The 22,673-nt window shown below is 67.1% G+C and carries 23 protein-coding genes and 3 pseudogenes; 17 read left to right on the top strand and 9 right to left on the bottom strand.

What is annotated here, in order from left to right; translation table 11 throughout:
• Positions 1–6 precede the first annotated feature (6 nt).
• Both ACFPZ3_RS57690 and ACFPZ3_RS57685 read right to left on the bottom strand, forming a co-directional pair.
• A complete protein-coding gene (locus tag ACFPZ3_RS57690) occupies positions 7–1,020 on the bottom strand; it encodes an SPASM domain-containing protein (RefSeq protein WP_379522965.1) in 1,014 nt (337 codons plus the stop codon).
• 143 nt (positions 1,021–1,163) lie between these two features.
• Positions 1,164–2,045 carry a glycosyltransferase gene (locus ACFPZ3_RS57685; RefSeq protein WP_379522964.1) on the bottom strand — a complete coding sequence of 294 codons (882 nt, stop codon included), beginning with the start codon at positions 2,043–2,045 and terminating at the stop codon, positions 1,164–1,166.
• A gap of 946 nt (positions 2,046–2,991) precedes the next feature.
• Here ACFPZ3_RS57685 and ACFPZ3_RS57680 point away from each other — a divergent pair.
• The 4 genes from ACFPZ3_RS57680 (at position 2,992) to ACFPZ3_RS57665 (ending at position 7,029) form a co-directional block, all read left to right on the top strand.
• A complete protein-coding gene (locus tag ACFPZ3_RS57680; protein ID WP_379522963.1) occupies positions 2,992–4,641 on the top strand; it encodes a carbamoyltransferase family protein in 1,650 nt (549 codons plus the stop codon).
• A gap of 100 nt (positions 4,642–4,741) precedes the next feature.
• Positions 4,742–5,791 carry a glycosyltransferase family 9 protein gene (locus ACFPZ3_RS57675; protein WP_379522962.1) on the top strand — a complete coding sequence of 350 codons (1,050 nt, stop codon included), beginning with the start codon at positions 4,742–4,744 and terminating at the stop codon, positions 5,789–5,791.
• A gap of 45 nt (positions 5,792–5,836) precedes the next feature.
• Entirely contained in the window at positions 5,837–6,901 is a 1,065-nt protein-coding gene (locus ACFPZ3_RS57670; protein WP_379522961.1) for a glycosyltransferase family 2 protein, read from the top strand.
• Positions 6,898–7,029: a hypothetical protein gene (locus ACFPZ3_RS57665; RefSeq protein WP_379522960.1), complete on the top strand. Its 132-nt coding sequence runs from the start codon at positions 6,898–6,900 to the stop codon at positions 7,027–7,029. The genes ACFPZ3_RS57670 and ACFPZ3_RS57665 overlap by 4 nt, the downstream gene beginning before the upstream one ends.
• A 284-nt stretch (positions 7,030–7,313) precedes the next feature.
• On the opposite strand, the gene ACFPZ3_RS57660 is transcribed toward ACFPZ3_RS57665, so the two are convergent.
• Entirely contained in the window at positions 7,314–7,835 is a 522-nt protein-coding gene (locus ACFPZ3_RS57660) for a DUF4333 domain-containing protein (protein ID WP_379522959.1), read from the bottom strand.
• Positions 7,836–8,086: 251 nt separating this feature from the next.
• Here ACFPZ3_RS57660 and ACFPZ3_RS57655 point away from each other — a divergent pair, with 251 nt between their 5' ends.
• From ACFPZ3_RS57655 to ACFPZ3_RS57645, 3 genes and pseudogenes are all read left to right on the top strand, one after another.
• On the top strand, positions 8,087–8,230 hold the full coding sequence (locus ACFPZ3_RS57655; protein WP_379522958.1) for a hypothetical protein: 144 nt from the start codon (positions 8,087–8,089) through the stop codon (positions 8,228–8,230).
• Between the two features lie 8 nt (positions 8,231–8,238).
• A pseudogene (locus ACFPZ3_RS57650) lies at positions 8,239–8,707 on the top strand (ISAs1 family transposase); the annotation flags it as partial.
• A gap of 322 nt (positions 8,708–9,029) precedes the next feature.
• Positions 9,030–9,479, top strand: a pseudogene (locus tag ACFPZ3_RS57645) (AraC-like ligand-binding domain-containing protein); the annotation flags it as partial.
• Between the two features lie 333 nt (positions 9,480–9,812).
• On the opposite strand, the gene ACFPZ3_RS57640 reads toward ACFPZ3_RS57645, so the two are convergent.
• Positions 9,813–10,781, bottom strand: coding sequence for an AraC-like ligand-binding domain-containing protein (locus ACFPZ3_RS57640; protein ID WP_379522957.1), 969 nt, complete (start codon positions 10,779–10,781; stop codon positions 9,813–9,815).
• 412 nt (positions 10,782–11,193) lie between these two features.
• On the opposite strand from ACFPZ3_RS57640, the gene ACFPZ3_RS57635 reads away from it, so the two are divergent.
• The 4 genes from ACFPZ3_RS57635 to ACFPZ3_RS57620 are packed head-to-tail and all read left to right on the top strand — an operon-like array spanning position 11,194 to position 12,014.
• On the top strand, positions 11,194–11,445 hold the full coding sequence (locus tag ACFPZ3_RS57635) for an enolase C-terminal domain-like protein (protein ID WP_379522956.1): 252 nt from the start codon (positions 11,194–11,196) through the stop codon (positions 11,443–11,445).
• 29 nt (positions 11,446–11,474) lie between these two features.
• Positions 11,475–11,660: a hypothetical protein gene (locus ACFPZ3_RS57630; protein ID WP_379522955.1), complete on the top strand. Its 186-nt coding sequence runs from the start codon at positions 11,475–11,477 to the stop codon at positions 11,658–11,660.
• Positions 11,661–11,664: 4 nt separating this feature from the next.
• Positions 11,665–11,886, top strand: coding sequence for a hypothetical protein (locus ACFPZ3_RS57625; RefSeq protein ID WP_379522954.1), 222 nt, complete (start codon positions 11,665–11,667; stop codon positions 11,884–11,886).
• Positions 11,883–12,014 carry a hypothetical protein gene (locus tag ACFPZ3_RS57620; RefSeq protein ID WP_379522953.1) on the top strand — a complete coding sequence of 44 codons (132 nt, stop codon included), beginning with the start codon at positions 11,883–11,885 and terminating at the stop codon, positions 12,012–12,014. The genes ACFPZ3_RS57625 and ACFPZ3_RS57620 overlap by 4 nt, the downstream gene beginning before the upstream one ends.
• Before the next feature lie 23 nt (positions 12,015–12,037).
• On the opposite strand, the gene ACFPZ3_RS57615 is transcribed toward ACFPZ3_RS57620, so the two are convergent.
• The 5 genes and pseudogenes from ACFPZ3_RS57615 to ACFPZ3_RS57595 form a co-directional block, all read right to left on the bottom strand.
• Positions 12,038–15,100, bottom strand: coding sequence for an AfsR/SARP family transcriptional regulator (locus tag ACFPZ3_RS57615; protein WP_379522952.1), 3,063 nt, complete (start codon positions 15,098–15,100; stop codon positions 12,038–12,040).
• Complete coding sequence (locus ACFPZ3_RS57610) at positions 15,054–15,539, bottom strand: hypothetical protein (RefSeq protein WP_379522951.1); 486 nt, start codon at positions 15,537–15,539, stop codon at positions 15,054–15,056. Before ACFPZ3_RS57610 ends, ACFPZ3_RS57615 begins: the two co-directional genes overlap by 47 nt.
• Positions 15,540–15,547: 8 nt before the next feature.
• On the bottom strand, positions 15,548–15,988 hold the full coding sequence (locus tag ACFPZ3_RS57605; RefSeq protein ID WP_379522950.1) for a hypothetical protein: 441 nt from the start codon (positions 15,986–15,988) through the stop codon (positions 15,548–15,550).
• Between the two features lie 301 nt (positions 15,989–16,289).
• The gene (locus ACFPZ3_RS57600; RefSeq protein ID WP_379522949.1) at positions 16,290–16,538 is read right to left on the bottom strand and encodes an NUDIX hydrolase; all 249 of its coding nucleotides are present in this window, start codon (positions 16,536–16,538) and stop codon (positions 16,290–16,292) included.
• 34 nt (positions 16,539–16,572) lie between these two features.
• Positions 16,573–16,758 (bottom strand): annotated as a pseudogene (locus ACFPZ3_RS57595) (IS256 family transposase); the annotation flags it as partial.
• Positions 16,759–17,226: 468 nt separating this feature from the next.
• Between ACFPZ3_RS57595 and ACFPZ3_RS57590 the strand changes: the two are divergent.
• The 6 genes from ACFPZ3_RS57590 to ACFPZ3_RS57565 are packed head-to-tail and all read left to right on the top strand — an operon-like array spanning position 17,227 to position 22,622.
• On the top strand, positions 17,227–18,807 hold the full coding sequence (locus tag ACFPZ3_RS57590) for an ATP-binding protein (protein WP_379522948.1): 1,581 nt from the start codon (positions 17,227–17,229) through the stop codon (positions 18,805–18,807).
• Positions 18,808–18,814: 7 nt separating this feature from the next.
• The gene (locus ACFPZ3_RS57585) at positions 18,815–19,270 is read left to right on the top strand and encodes a roadblock/LC7 domain-containing protein (protein ID WP_379522947.1); all 456 of its coding nucleotides are present in this window, start codon (positions 18,815–18,817) and stop codon (positions 19,268–19,270) included.
• A complete protein-coding gene (locus ACFPZ3_RS57580) occupies positions 19,267–19,617 on the top strand; it encodes a DUF742 domain-containing protein (RefSeq protein ID WP_379522946.1) in 351 nt (116 codons plus the stop codon). Before ACFPZ3_RS57585 ends, ACFPZ3_RS57580 begins: the two co-directional genes overlap by 4 nt.
• Positions 19,598–20,176: a GTP-binding protein gene (locus tag ACFPZ3_RS57575; protein ID WP_379522945.1), complete on the top strand. Its 579-nt coding sequence runs from the start codon at positions 19,598–19,600 to the stop codon at positions 20,174–20,176. Before ACFPZ3_RS57580 ends, ACFPZ3_RS57575 begins: the two co-directional genes overlap by 20 nt.
• Positions 20,173–21,498, top strand: coding sequence for a cytochrome P450 family protein (locus ACFPZ3_RS57570; protein ID WP_379522944.1), 1,326 nt, complete (start codon positions 20,173–20,175; stop codon positions 21,496–21,498). Before ACFPZ3_RS57575 ends, ACFPZ3_RS57570 begins: the two co-directional genes overlap by 4 nt.
• Positions 21,402–22,622, top strand: coding sequence for a cytochrome P450 family protein (locus tag ACFPZ3_RS57565; protein ID WP_379522943.1), 1,221 nt, complete (start codon positions 21,402–21,404; stop codon positions 22,620–22,622). Before ACFPZ3_RS57570 ends, ACFPZ3_RS57565 begins: the two co-directional genes overlap by 97 nt.
• The last annotated feature ends 51 nt before the right edge of the window (positions 22,623–22,673 follow it).

Here is a 22,673-nt window from a genome sequence, read left to right as displayed (position 1 = left end):
TCCGGGCTAGAACGTTCCGCGGTAGAGCGCGCAGCCGCGACACACGTCGGGAGGGTCATCGCCGGCCAGGCGGCGGCGGAACTCCTGATAACGAGCGCCCGCCCAAATTTCCTCGAAGGACTGGCTGCGCAAGTCGCCGAGTGCCACTCGATCGTCGCCCATCACCATGCAGCACGGCTGTACGACGCCGTCGCTGGTGACGTAGGCGGCATCCCAAGGCCAGGAGCAGCCAGGTTCACCGGGGAGGCGGGATGGCGGACGCTCGTCGAGTTCCGGCAGGCGAAGGTGTAAGCCGCACTCCGCCGCGATCTGTGTGGCCTCGGCGAAGACTTCGTCGGCTCTGCTTCGATCCGCGCCCCGCCAGAGGGACTCGGCTTCGGTGTACGCCCGGATCTCCGCATAGCCGTCGTCGACGGTGTCCTCGAAGGTATGCGACAGGTTCTGCACGCGTAGCTCGTCCACACCCCATTCCGAAAGCAGCCGCACCAGCTCCGGCAGTTCGGCCAGGTTGCGACGCATTGCCACGAACACCACTCTCGTCCATGGAAGTTGTGCCCCCGCCTCCTTTTTGGCCTGCCACAGCCCCCTGAGGTTGGCTGACACAGTCGCGAACGTCGCGCCGTCTCTGATGGCCTCGAACGTCGCCGCAGTGGCCGCGTCCAAAGAGACGTGCACCCAGTCCACGCCCAGAGCGACCAACTCGGCCGCGCGTCGTGGAGTGAGCACAGTGGCGTTGGTGTTGAAGCCCGCGGCGATGCCTCGCCGCTTGGCCTCCCGAAGCATCTCGAACAGGTGTGGTGAAAGCAAAGGCTCGCCGAGGCCTTGCAGGGTTAGACGGTTGAGGCCCGGCACCGCGTCAAGCAGGCGGTAGAACAACTCCAGGGACATCGCCCCCTGGATCTTGTTGACCGGCGGGCGATACCGCACGAGGCACATTCGGCAGCGGAGGTTGCACGCCGACGTTATTTCTATCTGTAAATGTCGCGGTAGCGCGGGAGAAACGGCCGGTGTCGCCTTCATATGGTCACTCCATCCATTGCCTGCCTCCAGAGCCGTCCAAGGAGATCTGCGGCCACGCAGCAGTCGGCGGCTCCGTTTTTCAACCGGAGACCCACGTCAACACGGCCAGAGATCGCGGAAGTCGCGGTGCGTGAACGAGGCCGTCATCCCGGCCTCGCGACTTCGTCGAAGGCTCGCTCCCAGTCGGCGATGAGCCGGTGCAGGGAAAAGCGGTCAAGTGCCCGCTGACGGGCTCTGCGGCCCATATCCGCTGCCAGGCCGGGATCGGCAAGGAGTTCTCGGATGCCGGCCGTCAGCACGTCCAGATCGTTGGAACAAAAGCCCGTTCCGGTTCCCACTGCGTCGGCGACGGCGGTGGTGGCGAGCGCGACGACCGGCATACCCAGGTGCATCGCTTCGATCAACGACATGCCGGCCGACGTCCAGCGGTTCAGGTGGAGATACAGCCGGCGCGTCGGAATGGCGTCGAACAGCGCCGGTAGCTTGAGGTCGTACGTGCCCAGTTCGAGGCCGAGTTGCTCGGGCACCTTTGCGCTGTCAATTCCGAACAGGTCGATGGGGACGTGCTGCGCAAAACGTGGAATCAGATCAGTACCGGTGAAACGACCGCGCCGCGCCGCTTCGTTGACCACGACCGCCGACCGTTCCAGCACTCCGCTGTAGCGATACCCCGGATCGGGGACGCCCAGCTCGATCACTCTTGTCGGCGCCATGCCGTTGTCCCACATGAGCGCATTGAAGTGAGTGACATGGACCAACGGAATGTCAGCCCGTTCTGCGACCATGTGCGGCGTGTTGGGTACGGCGCCGGATGGTGCGTCGTGCTCGAGGTAGATGGTGGGGACGTCCATGCCCGGCCGTCGTCCGGTCCATCGGTACAGCAAATCGATCTCTTCGGGCCGCTGCAGCAGGGCGATATCGAAATCGGTTCGTCGAAGTTCTGCCGCCGGCACTTCGGTCACGCTCGGCAGCCATTCCGGGTAGGCGCCGACGCCGAACCTGTCACGAGTCGGCGTGACAGGCATGAGGAACTGGTGCCGACTATGCACCAGAGCGGTTGTGTAGGACCCATGAACGTGCCAAAGGAGTATGCGCATCGTCAGACCTCAGGCGGTACACGTAACGCTGCTTGCCGACCATGTGGGTTGGGGCCAAATCGCAACCCACCGGTTCGACGACCGCAGCTCGTGATGGACTTGTTCTCGGGGAGGTCGGCTTCCGTTGCGGCGGAGTTCGCACTCATGAGTTTCGAGTTGAGACGTCACGACGCGTCGACCCAGAATAATTGATTCCACGAAGGACCTGACCTCACGGCTGTGCGCGGGTCTTTGGGTGGACAAGCGCCTGCGAGGCGGCCACCCGGTGGATATTCGACCTCCCCGGCGATGAAATATTTCGACCCCTGGTGTCGCACGCGGGCACGAAAGCATCCTTGGCTTTCCGGGATGCGGGGGCGAGAAAAATATCTCTGCTCCGCCCGCTGCTGTATTCGATACACCAGGCTCGTACCGTATTAGTGGTAATAATTTTTTTAGCACGCATAAGGATGGACTGTCAAGGCCTTGTGACACCTCAATGTCGATGACATACTGCCGTCGGCAGAGCGTGTCCAACACCGCTGCTGACTGCAGGTCGAAACCGATCCGCAAATTCAAAATGCGGCTCTGTCGCCGAGGTTGAAAATGCGCGGGAAGATGGTGGGCGTAGGAGTCGGCCCTGGAGGTGTCGCCCAATTGCCTCACGCACGGTAAGAGATAATCCACCAATGGTGATAACGGTGGCGCGGGCCGGGTCGTGCCGGCCATGGATGCATCGGCCGCGCGCCATTCTGGGCTCGACGGGCGTGGTCCGCGGACAACAACTGCAGCCCGTCAACGAAGTCAGGCCGGCCGTCTGCCGCGGGAGCTGAAAATTCGGAGCGTGTCGTCGGCCGGCCGTGCTGGCAATGCTGTCTCCTTGGGATGGTGAACAGTGCGAGTTCTGGGTATCAATGCTGTCTTCCACGACCCTGCCGCGGCGCTGGTCGTAGATGGTGAGATAGTCGCCGCAGCAGAAGAGGAACGGTTTTCGCGTCGGAAGCACGGTAAACGCCCTGTGCCGTTCTCTGCTTGGGAAATGCCCGAGCAGGCGGCTCGCTGGTGCTTGTGCCAAGCGGGCCTGCGCCCGGATGACCTGGACGCCGTCGCATATTCCTTCGACCCTGCCATGGCGTCCGAGGCCGCGAGGCTCGGTCTGGACGACCCCTGGGATCACCTTCGACAGACCTATGTGAGGCAAGCCCCCAGCTTCCTGTCGGACATTTTGCCCGGGTTGGACCCAGGTGTTGTCCAGTTCGTTCCACATCATGTCGCGCACGCCGGCTCGGCTGCCCTGGCTGGGCCGGAGGGAGGCGGGGCGGTCCTCGTGCTCGATGGCCGAGGCGAGAGCACATCACATCTAGCCGGGAAGTACACAAGGGGGCACCTTGAGACGTTTGCCGCTCAGCGCTTGCCACACTCGGTTGGGCTGTTCTACGAGGGGCTCACCGAGCATGTGGGCTTCTTGAGATCGAGCGACGAGTACAAGGTCATGGCTCTGGCGGCGTACGGCTCACCGCGTTACCTGCCGAAAGTACGCCAATACTTGTACTCGACCGGAGACGGCGGCTTCCACGCGCTCAATCCTCCCTGGGAGGAGTGGGTGCAGCGGCGTTTGCCGGATCAGTCCGTCACGGACGAACACGCCGACCTGGCTGCCAGCGTGCAGGCTTGCCTGGAAGAGGTGCTGCTCGACCTCGTCCGTTGGTTGCACGGGCGATCCGGGGGGCGATTGCTCTGCCTGGCAGGTGGCGTCGCGCTCAATTGCGTCGCGAACGCGCGACTGGCCGCTGAAGGGCCGTACGATCACGTCTGGGTGCAGCCTGCTGCGGGAGACGCCGGGACCGCACTCGGTGCGGCACTCCACCTGACCGCCGAGCGCGGTAGGACAGCACGTCCCATGTCCGGAGCTGATCTGGGGCGGGGGTGGACCGACGCGGAACTGGAATCGTGGCTGGTACGTGCGGCCATGCCGTATGAACGTCCCGCTGACCTGGCTTCCGTGGTCGCGGACGAACTGGCGGCCGACCGTGTGGTCGCCTGGTTCCAGGGACGTTCTGAATATGGTCCACGTGCCCTCGGCCATCGTTCCCTTCTCGCCAACCCCGCTCATCCAGGCAATCTTGAGCGTCTGAACGAGATCAAGGGACGCGAGCAGTTTCGGCCGGTCGCTCCGATGGTCCTGGCGGAGCGGGCGGCAGAGATATTCCATGGGCAGTTACCCAGCCCTTACATGGTGTTCGTGCATCGGATCGACGAGGCGTGGCGGGAGCGGATCCCGGCAGCGGTCCACGTCGACGGCACCGCGCGGATCCAAACCGTAGACCATGCGGACGAACCTCTCTTGGCCCGATTGCTGGCTCGATTCGAAGAACGAACGGGATTGCCGGTGCTCATCAACACCAGTCTGAACACTGCCGGGCGGCCCATGGTCGACGACCCCCGCGACGCCCTCGAATGCTTCGGTTCCGCACCGGTTGACGTACTTGTGCTCGGTCCGTTCGTCGTGCGCCGGGGAGCGGCGTTCGGTGGAGGCCCGACGTGAGGGCCTCTGCTTTCGCTCTGTCCGCTGGGCTTCGTGTCTAGGCGAAAGCTGAGGCCTCCTCGTGGACCAGGATCGTTCTCCAGGCCGACCGCGAATCGTTGTGCTGCGCGCGCTCGGCCTCGGAGATCTGCTGACCTCCGTACCTGCCTTGCGCGGGCTTCGAACCGCATACCCCGACCACGAAATCGTGCTGGCCGCACCCGCCGAACTCGCGGCGGTCGCGCAATCGATCGATGCAGTCGACAGGTTGCTGGTCACCACTGCCTCTGATCGGGAGGTTCCCGCCGCGATACCGTGGCACGGTGAGGTCCCGGAGATCGCGATCGACATGCATGGCAACGGGCCGCCAAGCCACAGATTCCTGGAAGAGCTCCGGCCACGCCTCTTGATGGCCTTCGCGCACCCCGAAACTCCGTGGATCGACGGCCCCGAATGGCGCTCCCACGAGCACGAGCGGTACCGCTGGTGCCGCTTGCTCGCGGCCTATGGCATCGCGTCCGACCCGGACGATCTGTGGCTACCTGTCCCGGCCGAGCCGTCTCCAGCACCCGGAGCCATCCTGATACACCCAGGAGCTCACGCCCCTGCTCGTCGATGGCCCGCCGAACGCTTCGCGTCGGTTGCCAGCACGCTGACCGAGATGGGCCACCAGATCGTCATCACGGCGAGTGCCGGCGAGGCAGGGCTCGCCTGGCGGGTGGCGCGAGAAGCTGGTCTGCCATCCGGAGCGTTGCATATCGGAACCTCTGAACACAACGGCGGCTTGCCCTTCACCGGACTCGCCGCGCTCGTCGCCGGCGCGCGCCTGGTGCTCTGCGGCGATACAGGCATCGCCCACCTTGCAAGTGCCCTAGCAGTACCCTCGGTGGTGCTGTTTGGTCCGATATGTCCCCATGTATGGGGTCCCCCGCGGCTGCCCCGACATCTCGTTCTCTGGCACGCCGGCGCTCCAGGCGATCCCAATGGAGCGGTTCCGGACCCTACCTTGTTACGCATAACCGTGCGTGAGGTCTTGGCGGCGGTGATGACGCAGCTGAGCGCGTGGGACCAATTCGGCGACGCAGAAGGCGCCGAACCGTTGGGAGCGCAAGGGCCGGCGGAGGACTTTTGCCGGGCGTGGTGGTCACGACCCGATTCTGGCCGGCCATGAGGTGTTCGATGCCGTGAGTTCGGTGCTGCTTTCCGCCCATTCAGATTGCCATGGAGGATCGAATTGCAACCGCCACGGACCTTCGCCATTGTTGTCCCCACCATCGGCCGTCCCAGCCTGCGGCGGCTCCTGCTGACGATGACCGCGGAACTCGATCGGCTTGCCGCCGAAGTGATCCTGGTCGACGACAGGGCGAAGCCCGCGAGCCCTTTGCCCGCCGATCTGGACAGCACGCACAGCCTCCAGATCACGGTTATCCGTACTGGTGGACGCGGCCCGGCGGCAGCCCGGAATGCGGGATGGCGCGCGGCGACTGCTGACTGGATAGTTTTCCTGGACGACGACGTGGTGCTCCCCGTCGGCTGGGGCGAGCGACTCGACGCCGACATTGCGGCATGTGACGACGACGTGGGGGGCTGCCAGGGCCAGGTGCAGGTACCGCTTCCGGCCCACCGGCGACCCACCGGCTGGGAGCGCAACACCGCCGGACTCGTCGGAGCGAAATGGATCACTGCTGACATGGCTTACCGCCGAGTGGTCCTTGCTCAGACCGGGGGGTTCGACGAACGGTTTCCACGCGCCTATCGAGAGGACTCGGAACTGGCGTTGCGGGTACTGCGGAGGGGGTGGAAGCTGATCCCGGGTGAGAGGACCGTCATCCATCCCGTTCGTCCTGCGGACGACTGGGCTCTGCTTCGGGTGGAGATCGGCAACGCCGATGATGCCTTAATGGACTACCTCTACGGCAGTCGTTGGCGGAACGCAGTCGAGGCGCCACGTGGTGGTTTCTGGTTGCACGTGGTAACAGCCGCAAGCGCTGCCATGGCGCTGGGTGGGCTCGTGACAAAGTCGCCTTCGGCGATGTTCGGTGTGGCCTTCTGGTGTCTGTTGACGGGGCGCTTGATCGTCCGGAAGCTCGCCGCCGGCCCGGGACTGAGGGACGCCGAGGGACGCCGAGAACTGATCCGCGTCCTGAAAACTGCGCCGCTCATACCGTTGGCGGCCGTCTCATACAGGGTCTACGGGGAGTTCCGCGCCCGGCGTATCGCGCGGGCGGGCCGGCCAGGCGGCAAACGGGCGAATCTCTCACCTAGGAGATTGCTGAGATGACCGGCGAGCGGACGGAGTCACTGGTCGTCACCTCGCTGGTCCACGCGCTGACCTTGCTTCCAGCGATCATCGGAGGATCGTTCCGGAGTCTGCCCCCCTTGATCGGGGACGTCAAGGTCAGCCTGTGACGACGGGTTTCGGCGGACGGATCGTAGGTCGTTGAGGGCGGGCATGTGCCGGGACAGCAGAGAGGTGCGACTTTCGAACCGCCATGCGGTCATACGACCCCTTTTGCTCCGCGCAGCGGGTGTCACCGTGCCCATGCCGGGGCCCTTCTGCAGGACGTCGGCCAGCGCCTCCGGTACGGGTAGGCCGGCCTTCTGGTTCAGCCATCCCCATTCTCGGTCCCCGAAAGGACCGGATCTCCGACCTGGGCCTTTCGTTTCCCGAACGGGTCGCGCGGGCTCTGTGTTTACTCGACGTTGTCGTCGACCTTGAAGTTGTAATTGACCTGGTTGCCGTTGACCGAGGCGGCAGTGACGGTGACACCGAGGGTGTCGCTGCCGGCAGTGAGTTTGCAGCGGATCGTGGCGCCGACCCGGGCCGGGAGGTGCTCAGGACAGGTGACCCTGTCGGGACGCTTACCGGCGTTCGCGGCGAGCTTGTCGGAGATCGTCTGCGCGACTCGGGCCTTGTGGACGGCTCCGTCCTCGCTGGCACCCGTGTTCCCGGGCTCTGCGGGGTCGTCACCGACTGGCCTCTCCTCGGCCGTCGGCTGCTTCTCGGCCGGGTTCTCCTCGACAGCGGCTGCTTCCTCGCTGGCCGTCGCCTCATTCTTCTTCTCCGCGTCGCCAAGACTGAAGGAGCATCCGGTGGCGAGAAGCACCGTCAGTGCGCCCAGCGCCGCCGCGGCCGCAATCCTCTTGTTACGCCCCGTATTCCACATTATGTCTCCCTGTTTTGTGGGTGATGAGAAAAAGATCAGGATGCACAATCGACTGAATCGTTCCGCGCATAAGCGGTTTGAGTTGGACTTTTACATGATCGACGCCTTCTGCTCCGCTGAGCGACACCCTGTCGGCCCCACGTGAACATCCAGGGATGACGGGCCGTCTGTGGATCAAGGCTCAACGATCAGGAACTACAGCTGCCGTGTCTACGCAACCGATCATGAAGACCCACGGGCTTGAGCATTTACGATACCGGGACCAACGAGGCTGCTGGGGCTGGGGTGTTGGGGTTGCGTTGGACGATTTCGAGATCGATGCCGCGGCTGGCTGCGTGCTCGATGGCTTTGTTCTTGTAGCCGTTGTCGGCCCAGGCTTTGGTGAGGGTGGGGTGGTGGGCTGCGAGGTGGTCGAGGAGGTGGGCGCCGGCGCGGAGTCGTGAACGCTGGCGGTGGTGACGAGGACGGTCAGGAGGAAGCGGCGGCACACCAGGCGACGACGAAAGCTCCGTTTGACGCCGTAGACGCCAGGCGATCGCGTCGGTGGACGGCAAGTACCTGCGTGGCGCTCGACGTCCCAACGACAGTCGGGTCGTCGTGCTCTCCGCGGTCCGCCACGATCACGGCATCACCTTGGCTTCCTACGAGATCGGCGCTAGAGCAAACGAATTCTGAGTTCCAGCCCCTGCTCGACCAGATCGACAACGCGGACCTCACCTGAGTCTTCATCACCGCCGATGCTGTCCACGTCCAGCGCTCTCACGTCGCCCACCTGCACGAACGCGGCGCCCACTACCTCCTCACGCTCAGGAACAGCCAGCGCGGTCAGGCCCGCCGACTCCATAAGCTGCCCTGGAACGAGGTCCTCGTGATCCACCGTGATGACGCTCGGCCACGGCCGTCACGAGCAGCGCCACGTAACTCTCCCTTCTCTGGCCTCGCCCATAGACCTTAGGGTTATCGCGGGCTTCGGACTTTGTCATTCATGCTGGGAACTTTGTCAATGGTGCACAGCTTCAGGCGCCGTATCAGGCGAGGGCCCTGCGTGTGCCCGTCGAAGCAGTTGTACAGCGAGAGGCGATCCCGACAAACCGATGTTGGGAGCCGGCCGTGTGGGGGAAACGGGCCGAGGTGCTGCCAGGCCGGCTCTGTGACCGACGCGGACGAAGGTCCGCCCCATGAGCCCGGTCCTGGACACCGCGTTCATACCGCCGCGAGACCGGGAGGAAGTGGTCCGGAACGCGGTGTGGGACTTCCAGGTGGCGGTCGACATCGACCACGGTCCGTCGGACGGAGCGGCTCACCCGGGAGGATGAGGAGCCGGCCGTCACTCTGGGTGTTCAGATGACGGGCAGCAGCCTGGTGGTGCAGAACGGTCGCAAGTGGCTGCTGGGGCCGGGAACCTTCGCCGTCTACGAATCGGTCGCTCCTTACACACTTCTCTTCGACGAGGGAGTCGACCAGCTTCTTCCGTTTCCCCCGCGCGGCACGCGCGCTCCCCGAGCGGTTGCTGCGACACATCACCGCGGTCTCCCTGGGGTCCGACAACCCCATCGCGAGCCTTGCCTTCACCTACTTCTCCCAACTGGCCGTCAGCGACGAAATGCACCAGGGCTCGGCGAGTTCCTTTCTTTTCCGAGCTGGTCACCCGGTCGCCGGTGCCGGCGTGTTCATTGGCGTCGGCCCAATTGAGCCAGTTCTACAGGCATGACCGGCTGATGCCCAGGTCTTTAGCGAGTTGGAGGAGCGGTTTGTCACCTTGGCGCGCGAACTCGACCGCGCGACGCTGGAACTCTGGCGGGTGGGGTGCTGGCATGAAGGACATCCATCCTGATGATCAAGGGTGACCTCAGGTCAAGTGCCCGGAGAACGGGGGGAAGCTCATAGCCCGGTGGCGAGTCTCCGACCAGCGCGCCTTACCCAGCCCCACGACGAAAGGACGTCAACTCGCGAACCGCCCTCTTGACCCCAGCCCAGACCGAGCGTCCAAGGTCGGTCACGCGGAACGCGGGCCGGCGGAGACCATCACGTGGAGGAGCGCGGGTGGTTCGCCTCGCGCCAGGCCCGTGGCGAGATTCCGTACGCCTGTTTGAATACCTTGCTGAAGTGGGTCGCGTCCACGAAGCCCCAACTCCGTCCTATTGCTGCGATTGTCCGCAGTCGGCCGTTCGGACCGGCCAGCTCTCGCCTGCATTCGGCCAAGCGGCGTGTACGGATCCAGTCTCCGAGGCTGATGCCCGACTGGGAAAGTACAGCGTAGAGGTGACGTACGGAGATGTCGTGTGCAGCGGCGATTCGTGCCGCTGACAGGTCGGGATCAGCCAGGTGTGCCCGGATGTAGTGAGTGATCCGCAGGCTGAGTGTCGCCTCCAACGGTGCTTTGGCCAGGCTGGAGTTGCCGTGCTGGGATGTCAGGACGGCACGGAGCAGTTCGATGCTGGGTTCTATGACGGCGTCGGCGTGCACGCTCTGGTGCATGTCGTCGCTGACGGCCAGTTGGGCGAAGTAGGTGAAGGCGAGGCGCGCGATGGGGTTGTCGGATCCCAGGGGGAGCGCGGTGATGTCGCGTAGCAACCGCTCGGGGAGCGCGAGTGCGGCGCGGGGGAAACGGAAGAAGTGGTTGTCGACTCCCTCGTCGAAGAGAAGTGTGTAGGGAGCGATCGATTCGTAGACGGCGAAGGTTCCCGGCCTCAGCAGGCACTGGCGACCGTTCTGCGCCACCAGGCTGGTGCCCGTCATCTGTAGTTCGAGGAAGACGGCCGGCTCCTTGTCCTCCCGGGCCAGCTGCTCCGTCCGACGGACAGTGGCCGCGGTCGCCCGCGCCGAGAAGATCCTGAGGGGCCCGACGATGCCGAGTCCTATGCGAGCGGAGATGTCCTCAGCCGGCGGACGGTGCTCGATGTCGACTGCCACCAGGGATTCCCACACCGCGTGCCGGACCACTTCCTCCCGGTCCTGCGGCGGCATCAACGCGGTGTCCAGGACCGAGCTCATGATGCAGACCTTCGTCTGCATCGGTCATAAAGCCAGCTTGACGATACCTTGGCCCGTTCCCTCACTAGCCACTCCTCGACACGGACGGTTCTCGACATCAGTTTGGCGGGATTCTCTCTCGCTGCGCTACGGCTTCGACGGGCACACGCCAGGCCCCTCGCCTGATGCGGAGTCAACCTGTGGCGGTGCACTACTGACACATTTTCCTGCATGAATGACAAAGTCCGAAACCACGCTACGGCGTGGACGAGGAGTACGGCGTGTCGCCGGTGGAGAAGGCCGGGCCTGGGCCGCGGCCGGCGCTCAGGACCGGCCAGAGTCCCCGCCGCCGGCGGTGCGGTGGCGGCGGATGGCATGGTGGCCGGGCCTTCTCTGCTGGGCGCTGAGCCGCCGGCCTCGGCGCGGACCGGCCGTGCGGGGAGCGCTGTTCCTGGCCCAGCCGGACGTCGGGCGTACCGGGATCACCGAGCTGATGTGCATCGCCGAGCTGGCTGCGGCCCACCACGTGCCGGTGGCGCCACGCCACTCGACCGGGCTGGGCGTCGCCCTCGCGGCGGGACCGCACGTCAGCGCGGCCATGGGGAACCTGGCGTTCTTCGAGTACCAGCCCACCACCTGCGAGGTAGCCGGCGCGAGTTCACCGACCTGCTCGCCCCGATTCTGAAGGCACACGGGCAGGACGCCTTCGCCAGGTTGCTCCCGCTGATCCGCTTCGGCATGCAGCCGGGCATCGCCTGGGCGGTGCACAAGGAGGTGCTGGTGCGCCGCGGCCTGATCGAGTCGGCGGCCGTCCGCTCGCCGGCCCAGCCGCTCGACCCCGGCAGCCGGGCCGCGCTGGACGAGGTCCTGGCCGCCCTGCCGGAGCTGGGGGCCGCATGACCTGTTGCGGCTCGCGGAATGGCGGCACGCCGAGGGGATCCCTCGCCGCTGCTTCTTCCGCACCCGTCCTGACCCCGAGAGCGTGGACGAGCGCCTCGCCAGGGCCGCGGCGCCGTGGACGCAGACCCGCGAGAAGTGGCACAAGCCGATGTATCTCGACTTCGACAGCTGGCTGCTGGTGCAGGGGTTGTCGCGGCCCTGCGCCGGCCCGGCACCGCGCTGGTGATCTTTGAGGAGGCCCTGCCCGACCCGCTCGTCTCGCCGGATGACGATCACCATGTCGCCGAGCTGGTTCTCGACGTCACCGCCGGTTCGAAGCCCTGGCTTTCCGCCCTGCCGAGCGGCGAAGGATGACGGCCCCGGCGGGTGTCACGCCTTCACACGAGCCGGGCGTCCAGCGTTCTCATGCCGTCTTTGTGTGAGATCGTGTGGAACAGTTCGCGGGCTTCTTTCCAGACGGTTGTGGCTGTGTGGTGGTCGCCGGCGGCGTTGTGGGCGTCGCCGAGGGTGCGTAGCGTCCGCGCCAGGTAGGGGATCGAGCCGCGGGTTCGCCACACCTGGACGGAGCGTTCGAGGGTGGTGATGGCGGCGGGCAGGTCTCCTTCGGCCAGGTTCAACTGGCCGAGAACGCTGAGCGCGTCGGCGAGGTAGTGGCCGAAGTTGCCGTGTTCGCTGTTGGCCAGGGTGAGTTCGATGGTTTCTCTGGCTCGTTTGTCTGTGGTCGCGACGAACAGTTTGGAGAGGTAGAGCAGTGAGAACGTCTCCAGGTAGCGGTAGTTCAACCGTCGTGCCATCTCCAGTGAGCGCTCCAGTAGTTCCCGGCCGCCGGTGATGTCGCCGGAGAATGATTTGGCCGCGCCGAGGAACTGGGTGATCGTCGTGGTGTAGTGAGCGTTGCCGAGTGCCTCGGCGACCTTCGTCGCCTGCTCCAGGACCGTGAGCGCCCCTTGCGGGTCGTCCTCGCCGTGGATGATCGCCATCACGTGATAGGCCCGCGCCTGGCCGCCGAGGTAGCCCGCGTCGGTTGCCGTCCGCAGAGCGCGTTGCGCCAGGGCGAGCGGTTGCGCACCGTTCCCGTCGGCCGTCATGCTCCAGGCCAGGGTTGCCAGGGCGTCGGCCATCCCGACCGGATCGTTCAGCTTGGTGAAGAGGTCGAGGAGCTGCGTAGCGTCGGCCCGCATCCGTGTCATCGCCGGCCCGGGGCCCGCCGGTGAACTCCAGGTGGTGACCTCCAGAAGGCCGCGCATCAGCACGGCCTCGCCGCGCTTGTCGCCGGTCTCACGGCAGAGCGCGAGCGCCTGCTCGTGCATGCGCTGCCAGCCGTCATACAAGCCGCGCACGTTGACGTACGTCTCGGTGGATCCGGCGAGGTCCCATGCGAGTTGGGTCAGGCGCGCCTCGCACGCTTGGGAGACCCCCGCCATCAGGGCGGCATGCTCCGCGCCGAACCAGGCCATCGGGTCGGCCAGCAGCGCGCCGGAGAGCTCCGCAGGCAGCCGCCAGCGCGGCACACGGCTGTGCATGAGTGCGTAGCAAGGGCCAGGGACGTGCTCCGCCGCGACCTCCGCCAGTGCCAGCCACGCACCCAGGGCCCGCCCGAGCGCGGCCTGGCGCTCGGGTTCGGAATCCTCGCGCCGCGCCCGCTCACGCGCGTACAACCGGATCAGGTCGTGGAACCGATACCTGAGCCTGCCCGTCTCGTCCGTCCCGGTGAGGTTCAGCAGATGAGCGTCGACCAGGGTTTCGATCTCGTGTTCCGCCTGCCGTACCGGCACGTCCAGGAGGGCCGCCACCGCCCAGGAGGCGAAATCGGGCGCGTCGAGCAGTCCGGCCAGCCGGAAGGCCCGCTGCGCGCCCGCGGGAAGCGTCCGGTAGCTCATCTCGAAGCCCGCGCGGATGTCGAGGTCGCCCGCCACAAGTTCGTCCAGCCGGTGCCGTTCCTCCCCGAGGACGCCGGCGAGGTAGGACAGACTCCACTGCCTTCTGCCGAGGAGCCTGGCCGCCGAGATGCGGACCGCCAGCGGGACCCGGCCGCACAGCCGGGTGATCTCCAGAGCCGCGTCCGGGTCGTCCTGGACGCGTTCGTCGCCGACGATCCTTCTCAGCAGGCCCATGGCCTGGGCCGACGGCAGGACGTCGAGTTCCAGCAGGCTCGCGCCCTCGAGACCGACCAGCCGGACACGTCCGGTGAGGAGCACGGCCGTGCCGGGGGCCCCGGGCAGGAGCGGCCGCACCTGCTCCTCCCCGGCGACATTGTCGAGCAGGATGAGAACTCTGCGTCCGGCCAGGCAGCTCCGGTAGAACGCCACGCGTTCTTCCAGGGATTCGGGTATGCCGGTGGCGCTGATGCCCAGTGCGAACAGGAACCGGCTGAGCACGTCCTCCGGGCGGGCGGGGTCGGCGGAGGCGCCGCGCAGGTCCGCATAGAGCTGGCCGTCGGGAAAACGATCGGCGATCCGGTGCGCGACGTGCACGGCGAGCGTGGTCTTACCCAGGCCGCCCAAGCCCGTGACGCCGGCCATGGCGACGGTGCCCGGCCGTGGGTTGATGAGGACCTCGGTGAGGTCTGCCACTTCGCCGTCCCTGCCGGTGAAATCCGCGATGTCCGGCGGTAACTCGGCGGCGGTGGGGGCCGCCCCAGAGAACTCCGCCCCCCTGTACGAGCCAGTGGTCGTCGCCATGACGCGGGGAACGACGAGGTCGAGTGAGGGGTCCTGAGTGAGGATTCGCTGATGCATGTCGTGCAGTTCTTCGGCCGGGTCCAGACCGGTCTCCTCGATCAGGGTCCTGCGGGCACGTGTGTATTCGGCGAGCGCGTCCGCCCGCCGGCCACAGCGGTACAGCGCCAGCATCAGCTGCGCGCGCAGCCGCTCCCGCAGTGGGTACTCTCTGGTGAGCGCGGTCAGCTCGCCCACCAGCCCGGCGTGGCGTCCCAGCCTCAGGTCCACGGCGATCCGCGACTGCACGACCGACAGGCGGACCTCATCCAGCCGCGCGGCCTCCGCGGCCAGCATCGGGACATCGGTCATGCCGGCGAACGCGGGCCCGCGCCAGAGACTCAGCGCCTCGCGCAGGCGGTGGGTCGCCTCCTCCGGCTCACCGGCGGCCTCCACCGCCTGCCCTGAGCGGGCCAGGTTCTCGAACCTCGCCGCGTCCAGCTCGTCTCGGACCACCGGCACCAGATAGCCGGAGCCGTGCCGCACGACGCGAGCCGGGTCGCCCAGGTGCCGCCGGAGCCGGTGGACGTAGGTCTGCATGTTCTTGGTGGCGCTCTTCGGCGGGGTGTTCCCCCACAGGGCCACGGCCAGTTGATCTTCCGAAACAGGGTTACCCGCGTGGCACAGCAGGACCGCTAACAGCACCCGCGTCTTGGGCGTGCCGAGATCGAGCTGCTCACCCTCTCGCCACACCGTCAGCGGACCTAGTATCCCAAATTCCATCGTGCTCCCTTGGCTGGAGGCACCGTAATCCTGGACGGCCTGTTTCGGTGATCCACTGGGTGACGAAAGGACTGCGAACTCGCTGGTTCTGGACGATGAACGGATCCTCGTGGGCGTTGACGTCGTCCAGGCTCGGCTTGATCAGCCGCACGGGCATGTCGTCGTAGTACGGAATGGCCGGAACCGCGACCATCCGCACGTCGCACAGATAGGCCACCCACACATCCGGTTCCTGACGTGCGCAGGCCCCCTTGAACTCCCACGCCTGGTTGGGGCTGGTGTTGCGCTGGTACACGTGGATGACGCCGGTGAGGCGCCCGCCCCGGTTGTCGGCGTTCAACCACCGGGCGAACCGCACGTTGCGGATCCGCCGCGCGCCGGCGGGAGCACCGGTGTTCGCGGACGGCGAGAACTGCCGCGCCTGCCTGCCGTCGCCCACCCGGCGGGTCAGTCGCAGACATTGCCCCACGCTTGGTTGGGACGCCAGGTCTTCTCGCCGGAGGACGCGCCCTTCCAACTGAAAGTCGCCACCACTGCGTAACTCTGTTCGGGAGAGCACGGGTCGACGGTGGCGGTGGCGGCCGAGTCCTCGGTGTCATGCCAGCCGTCGTGATCCTTCGCGGAGCGCACCGTCACATAGTCACTCTTGTTGATGCGCAGAAGCTTCACGTCGGTGACCTTGACCTGGTAGCTACCGCCACCGGCGACGTCGGTGATTTTCGCCCGCGCTCGGTAGGTGTCGGCGCTCTGGTCCCACCAGACGGTGGCGCAGCGCTTGACCTGGGTGCCGTAGCACTTCCAATCGCTTGCTGCGGATGCGGACGACGGGGTGATGAGGATCGACGCGCCAAGCGCCGCGGCGACCAACGCGCCGGTGGTGCGGAACATGTAACTCCTCTTTCTCTGGCCTCGCCCATGGACCTTAAGGTCATCGTGAGCTTCGGACTTTGTCATTCATGCAGGAAAATGTGTCAGTAGTGCACCGCCACAAGCTGGCTCCGCATCAGGTGAGGGCTCTGCGTGTGCCCGTTGAACCCGCCGGTCGGCGCGAATCCCTCTCACCGCAGAGCGGGGCGATAGATCTCTCCGATCTACGTCAGGTCTGGGCACAGGTTCCCGATCCTCGTGACCGGCGCGGACGGCGCCAGAGCAATAGTCAATACCTGTGGATCGGTTTGGATGTTGCTGGTCAGTGAAGTTGTCCGGTCTGGTGTAGATGATCGAAGATGATCTGGTCGACTGGGGATACGCGGTCGCGGTCGGCGTAGGTCAGCCGGGTGATCTCTTCGATCTCGCGGATGAGGGTGTCGAGGTCGGTTTCGCCGGGTTCGCGTTTGCCGCCGGGGATGTAGTACGCGTTCTTGCCTCGTGAGCGGGTGCTGAGGATCTTGCCGTCGTCCAGGTGGATCCAGGCGATCTTGTCGATGGTGCTGTTCACGGTGTGCTCCTGTTGCCGGGGGTAGTGGGAGGGATCAGGCGGCCAGGTCGCCGGGCCGTTTCCCGTTGGTGAAGACCGCTCCGGCGCGGACGAGGGCGACCAGGTGGGGTGCGTTGACCGCGCGCCGGCGGGCTTGGGCGGATTCGATCAGCTTGAAGGCCATGGCCAGTCCGGCAGCGCGGGAACCCTGGCCTTTGGTGACCTTGGTCCGATGCCGGACCGGTGTCCAGCGGCGCGACCGCCTGGGCGGCATCATCCACGAATACTCCCATGTTGCCTGACGTGGACGAGGTTTTCGGCACGCACAGGCGCATGCGGGGCGGAGCGCCGCACCCGTCCGCTGAGGTGCTGTGAGCGGAGTGACGGAACTACACACAGTTGACTAACGCGACTTAAGCGGAATACTGGTCACCCGATTGGGCCGTCGTTCTAGTGAGACGAGGATTCCCATGTTGTCGTTCGGCCTCGCGATGCCTCAGGCAGAGCCGTATCAGGCACAGCCGTATCAGGCAGAGCCACGCCAGGCGGAGCCGCACCGGGCTTCCAGCGACGCCGACGACGCGGAAAGGCGCGCGACAGATCGGCGCGGCCCCGACCGGCCACCGGACGGGACCGGCACTCACCGCTAGCGCATGCCTTTCGCGGCGGTCGACAGATCCCGATGACTCCCCCCGATCCCAGGACTTTCATGCCGCCAGACTCCTTCAGCGTCCCGACGGTGATCGGCATCGCCGTCCTCGTGCTCGCCCTCGCGGGCGTCCTGATCCTCTACCTGCGCGTACGCGGCCAGCTCGCCCAGGCCCGCGGGCAACTCGCGCAGAACCGTCAGGTACAGGACCACCTGACCCGAGAGTCCAGTGCCTGGAGCCAGCGCCTGCTTCAGGCGGAGCGCAAGGTCCAGGAGAACGCGGACCAGGTGCGCGACGCCCGCTCCCGGCACGACCTCGTACGCGCCGAGACCGACCATCTGATCAACAAGCGGATCCCCGCCCTGCTGTCCCACCTGCGCGCCCCGCACGTGATCGTGCCCGGCATGCAGAACCAGGCGCTCGCCGGCACGGACATCGACCGGCAGCACCGCGCCGTCCTCGACGCCCTCACCCGCGGCATCCGCGAGGAGGCCGAACGCATCGACGAGAGCGCCCAGGCCGTCATCAGAGGCGCCATGTCCCGCGTGCAGAGCCAGGCCCTGCGCGCCCAGGACCTGCTCGCCGGCGTGCAGCAGCGTTACAGCGGTGACGAGCACACGGCGCTGCTGCGCGAGGTGCTGGGACTCGACATGTTCAACGAGCTGATCATCCGCCGGATGCAGGTCACCGGCATCGCATGCGGCGCCACCCCCGGCCTGTCGCGTGACGACACCTACCTGGTGGACCTTGTGGTGGGCGCCGTCTCGCGGGTGGAGAACTTCGAGCTGCGCATCGAGGGCCCGGCCAACCACCTGCGCCGCCGGATCGGGGTCGCCGCCCGCGCCGGGGAGTCGATCCTGTTCATCACCGCCGAGCTGCTGGCCAACGCGGTGCACCACTCCCACGGCACGCTCCAGGTGACCATCGCCGTGCACGAGACCAACAACGGCGCCGCCATCGTCATCGACGACGCCGGCGTCGGCCTCAACGAGGACCAGTACGCCCGCGCGAGCCGCCTGCTCAGCGGCAACCATCCGGTCCGCCTGGTCGACCTGGGCAACCCGCCCCGCACCGGCTGGGCGGCGATCGGCCGCCAGGTCGCGCACTACGGCATGCAGGTCACGGTCAAGAAGAGCGCCTTCGGCGGGGTGCAGGCCGTACTGAACATCCCCACCGCGCTGCTGGTGGAGATGCCGGAGGACAGCCGGCCGTCGGTGCTCGCGCCCGAGCCGGTGCGCGCGGCCGCCCCGACCGCCGCCACGGCCATCCGCCGGGATCCCATTCCCGCCGCCATGGCCGCCCGGCCGGAGCCCGCGTCCGTTCCCACCGCCCGTCGGGAGCCGACGGCGGCCCCCCGGCCCGAGCCAGCCACCTCTTCGGCACGGCCCCAGCCCGTTACGGCGCCCCTTCAGCGGTCGGCGGAGGAACTGGCGCCGCTGCCACAGCGCCGCCGCCAGCAGCCGCGTGACACCAGCCCTCCGCCGGCCACCACGGGCAGCGGTTCCGGCGGTACGGGCGGCAGGTTGCTCACCACCCCGGAAGAGGCCCAGAAACGATGGGGCGACTTCCAGGTCGGAGCCGAAGCGGGCCGCCGCGAAGCGCTCCCCACCGAGCAGCACGACGCAACCGAAGGGAAATGACCGTTCCATGGACGCTCACAGCGCTTCCGGCCGGGTCCAGGCCAAGGGTCGCCCGTTGTCCCTCGACGTGTCCTGGGTCCTTTCACCCCTGCTCGCGCTGCCCGGTGTCGCCAGCGGCGTGGTGCTGAGCCGTGACGGGCTGATCCTCGGCGGCTCGGCCAACGTGACCACCGAGACCGGCGAGCGGGCCGCCGCCATGACCAGCTCCGTGCTCGGGGCCGCGCGAGCCCTGTGCGCGGGCCTCAGCAACGGCGCCGACGACGAGGTGGTGGACATCGTCATCTCCGCCGGCAACGGCTACTACTACGTCGCCCCGGCCGGCGACCGCGCCGCCATCGTGGTCGCCGCCACCGGCGGCGTCAACATCGGCACGCTGGCCTACGAGGTGCAGCTCCAGGTGCAGAAACTGATCAAGGCTCTCGACGAGGCCAGCGCGGCCAGGATGCCAGGCGTCCGGGCATGACCTCCGGACGACAACGGCGGCGGGTCGTCCCTGACTACATGGCCGCCGCGCGACTGACCGTACCCGAGCACATCCACGTCGAGCGCACGACTCTGGTCTACATCGCGCCCGACGCCGCCACCAACGGGCTCGACCCCCCGGGGTCTCATCTGCTGACTCTGCTGCGGGACGGGCCGCTGTCGGTGTACGAGTGCGCCGCGCACCTGGGCCTGCCGTACTGCGTGGTGCGGTTGCTGGTCGCCGGGCTGGTCGGAAGCGGAACGCTGCTGACCAGCGATCCGCCAGCCACCGACCTGCCCGACATTGAGATCTTGGAGTTGGTGCTCAGTGGCCTCCGCGCTCTCTGAAAGCCGTATCAGTATCGAACACGTACCGGTCAAGCTGGTCATCGCCGGGCCGTTCGGCGTGGGCAAGACGACCCTGGTGGACGCTCTCTCGGAGATCAAGCCCCTCAACACCGAGGAGGTGCTCACCCAGGCGGGCACGCTGGTGGACGACCTCACCGGGGTGAATGAGAAGACGACCACGACCACCGCGATCGACTTCGGCCGCCTCACCATGCCCGGGGTGGTGCTGTACCTGTTCGGCGCGCCGGGGCAGACCCGGTTCCAGGTCTTGTGGAACGAGCTGGTCCGTGGCGCGCTGGGGGTCCTGGTGCTGGCCGACACCCGCAGGATCGACGACAGCTTCGCCGTCCTCGACCTGGTGGAGAGTGCCGGCCTGCGTTACGCGGTGGCCGTCAACCACTTCCCTGACTCGCCGGACTACCCGCCGGACGCCCTGCGCCAGGCGCTGGACCTCCAGCCGAGCACGCCGCTGGTGGTGTGCGACGCACGTGACCCCGTCTCCGCCCGTGCCTCGCTGATCGCGCTGGTGGAGCACATCAGAGAGCTGGTGCTGTCATGACTCTGCGCTACATGCCCGACGCGGGCCGCCTCTACGGGCCGGAGTACGCCAGGGACCCGCAGGCCGTCTACGCGGAGCTGCGCCGGCGGCACGGCGCGGTCGCGCCCGTGGAGATCGCCCCCGGCATCGAGGCCCACCTGGTGATCGGCTACCAGGCCGCACTCGACGTGCTCACCAACGTCGGCGGCGTCTGGATCAAGAACGGCAGTGCCTGGCAGGCTCGGGTCCCCGACACCCCCGAGGCCGCGGGACCCGTCGCCATGCTCGGCTACCGGCCGAACGCGCTGATGTCGGACGGGGCCGAGCACGCCCGGTTCCGTAAGGTGATCTCCGATTGCTTCGACCTGGTCCAGCCGCACAAGCTGCGCCAGATGGTGATCGAGGTGTCGGACTCGTTGATCAGCCAGTTCGCCGCGAAGGGCGAGGCGGACCTGGTCTCCGAGTTCGCCCAGCCCATCCCGGCCCGCATCTTCAACTCGCTCTTCGGCCGGCCCGACTCCGACAGCGCCGGCCTGATCAAGGCCATGGCGGACCTGATGGAGGCCGACGGCGAGAGGGGCAAGCGGGGCAGCGACGCGTTCAGCCGCTACATCGGCGAGCTGGTCCAGTCCAAGCACGCCCAGCGGGGCGACGACCTGACGTCCTGGTTCATCGACCATCCGGCCGCGCTCCAGCCCAACGAGCTGGCCGAGACCCTCGTGCTCGTGATGGCCGCCGCGTACGAGCCCACGGCCAACCTGATCTCCAACACGATCTCCCGGATGGTCAGCGACGACCGCTACTACAGCTCGCTGACCAACGGCGCGCTCGGCACGTACGACGCCCTGATGGAAGCCCTGCGCGCCGAGCCCGCCATGGCGAACTACGGGCCCTATTTCGTCCGTCAGCCCGTGCACTTCCACGGCACCTGGATCCAGCCGGCCGAACTGGTCCTCGTCTCCTACGCCGCGGCCAACACCGAGTCCACCAACGTGCCCGAGGAGCTGCGTTCCGACGGCGGCGCGTACCTGGGCTTCGGCGCCGGGTCGCACCGCTGCCCGGCCAGCGACCCGGCCATGATCATCGCGATGACCGCGATCGAGCGCCTGACCTCTCACCTGTGTGACCTGGAACTGACCGTGCCGCGCGAGGAGCTCTCGTGGCGGCCGGGCCCGTTCCACCGCGCGCTGGCACATCTGCCGGTGCGTTTCACTCCCATTCGACCTGATCAGCCAGGAGAATCGCCTTGGGCAGTTCAGCCCCCGTCGTCCTCGACCCCTTCGGCACCGACCTTCCAGGGGAGGTCCGGCGACTACGCGACCTCGGCCCCCTGGTCCTCGTAGAGCTCGCCGGAGGCATCCCGGCCTGGGCGGTCACCCGGCACGACCTACTCAAGCAGCTCATCCTCGATCCACGGGTGAGCAAGGACAAGCGGCACTGGGGGCAGCTGGAGCGGGCGTTCGCCACGCCGGGCTGGTCCTGGATCATCACCTGGATCGGCGTGTCCAACATGCTGAGCGCGTACGGCGACGAACACCGCCGGCTGCGCAAGCTGATCGCCCCCAGCTTCACCGCGCGCCGCAGCAAGGCCATGCAGCCGATCGTCGAGCAGATCGTCACGGAGCTGCTGGACGCGATGGCCGCGCAGCCGCCCGGTCGGCCCGTCGACCTGCGCGCCGCCTACGCCCACCCGCTGCCGATGCGGGTGATCTGCGAGCTGTTCGGCGTTCCCGCGCACATGCGGGAGGAGATGGCCCAGGTCATGGAGGCCATCATGGACACCACCGCCACCCCGGAGCAGGCGGCGGCCACGGCCGCCAAGATCGCCACGGTGCTGCCCGCCCTGGTCGCCTACAAGCGCGAGCACCAGGGTGACGACCTGACCACCGAGCTGATCAACGTCCGTGACAGCGGTGACTCGCTCAGCGAGACCGAGCTGTGCGACACCCTGCTGCTGCTGATCGCGGCCGGGCACGAGACCACGGTCAACCTGATCGGCAACGCCGTGCACGCCCTGCTCACCCATCCGGACCACCTCCGCCGGGTGCTGGCCGGGGAGATCTCCTGGGACGCGGTGATCGAGGAGACGCTGCGCTGGGCGCCGTCGATCGCCAACCTGCCGCTGCGCTTCGCCATCGAGCCGATCGAGATCGGCGGCGTCCGGATCGAGGCGGGCGACGCGATCATCACCAGCTACCTGGCGGCCGGGCACGACCCCGACCAGCACGGTGAGGACGCCGACCGGTTCGACCCGACCAGGCAGAGCGCCGAGCACCTGGGCTTCGGCATCGGCGTGCACCGCTGCATCGGGGCTCCGCTCGCCCGCCAGGAGGCGCTCACCGCCCTGCCCGCCCTGTTCGCCCGGTTCCCTGACCTTCAGCTGGCCGTGGACGCGAGCGAGGTGGGACACGTGCCGTCGTTCATTGCGCACGGGTGGAGCAGCCTGCCGCTCACGCTGCACCGCTGACCTTCATCCGCGACGCGCGTCTCCTCCGCGCGACTTCGGGGCGGAGGAGGT

This window comes from Nonomuraea insulae (assembly GCF_042656245.1).
Note: the sequence above shows the minus strand (reverse complement) of the source record. Positions and strands in the feature narration are given on the sequence as shown.

Coding starts and splice junctions, on each gene's coding strand:
- ACFPZ3_RS57640 (WP_379522957.1), bottom strand. CDS start 10,781: ATGAGCTCGGTCCTGGACACCGCGTTGATGCCGCCGCAGGACCGGGAG.
- ACFPZ3_RS57585 (WP_379522947.1), top strand. CDS start 18,815: ATGGACGCTCACAGCGCTTCCGGCCGGGTCCAGGCCAAGGGTCGCCCG.
- ACFPZ3_RS57615 (WP_379522952.1), bottom strand. CDS start 15,100: ATGGAATTTGGGATACTAGGTCCGCTGACGGTGTGGCGAGAGGGTGAG.
- ACFPZ3_RS57570 (WP_379522944.1), top strand. CDS start 20,173: ATGACTCTGCGCTACATGCCCGACGCGGGCCGCCTCTACGGGCCGGAG.
- ACFPZ3_RS57690 (WP_379522965.1), bottom strand. CDS start 1,020: ATGAAGGCGACACCGGCCGTTTCTCCCGCGCTACCGCGACATTTACAG.
- ACFPZ3_RS57580 (WP_379522946.1), top strand. CDS start 19,267: ATGACCTCCGGACGACAACGGCGGCGGGTCGTCCCTGACTACATGGCC.
- ACFPZ3_RS57685 (WP_379522964.1), bottom strand. CDS start 2,045: ATGCCTGTCACGCCGACTCGTGACAGGTTCGGCGTCGGCGCCTACCCG.
- ACFPZ3_RS57665 (WP_379522960.1), top strand. CDS start 6,898: ATGACCGGCGAGCGGACGGAGTCACTGGTCGTCACCTCGCTGGTCCAC.
- ACFPZ3_RS57590 (WP_379522948.1), top strand. CDS start 17,227: ATGCCGCCAGACTCCTTCAGCGTCCCGACGGTGATCGGCATCGCCGTC.
- ACFPZ3_RS57605 (WP_379522950.1), bottom strand. CDS start 15,988: ATGTTCCGCACCACCGGCGCGTTGGTCGCCGCGGCGCTTGGCGCGTCG.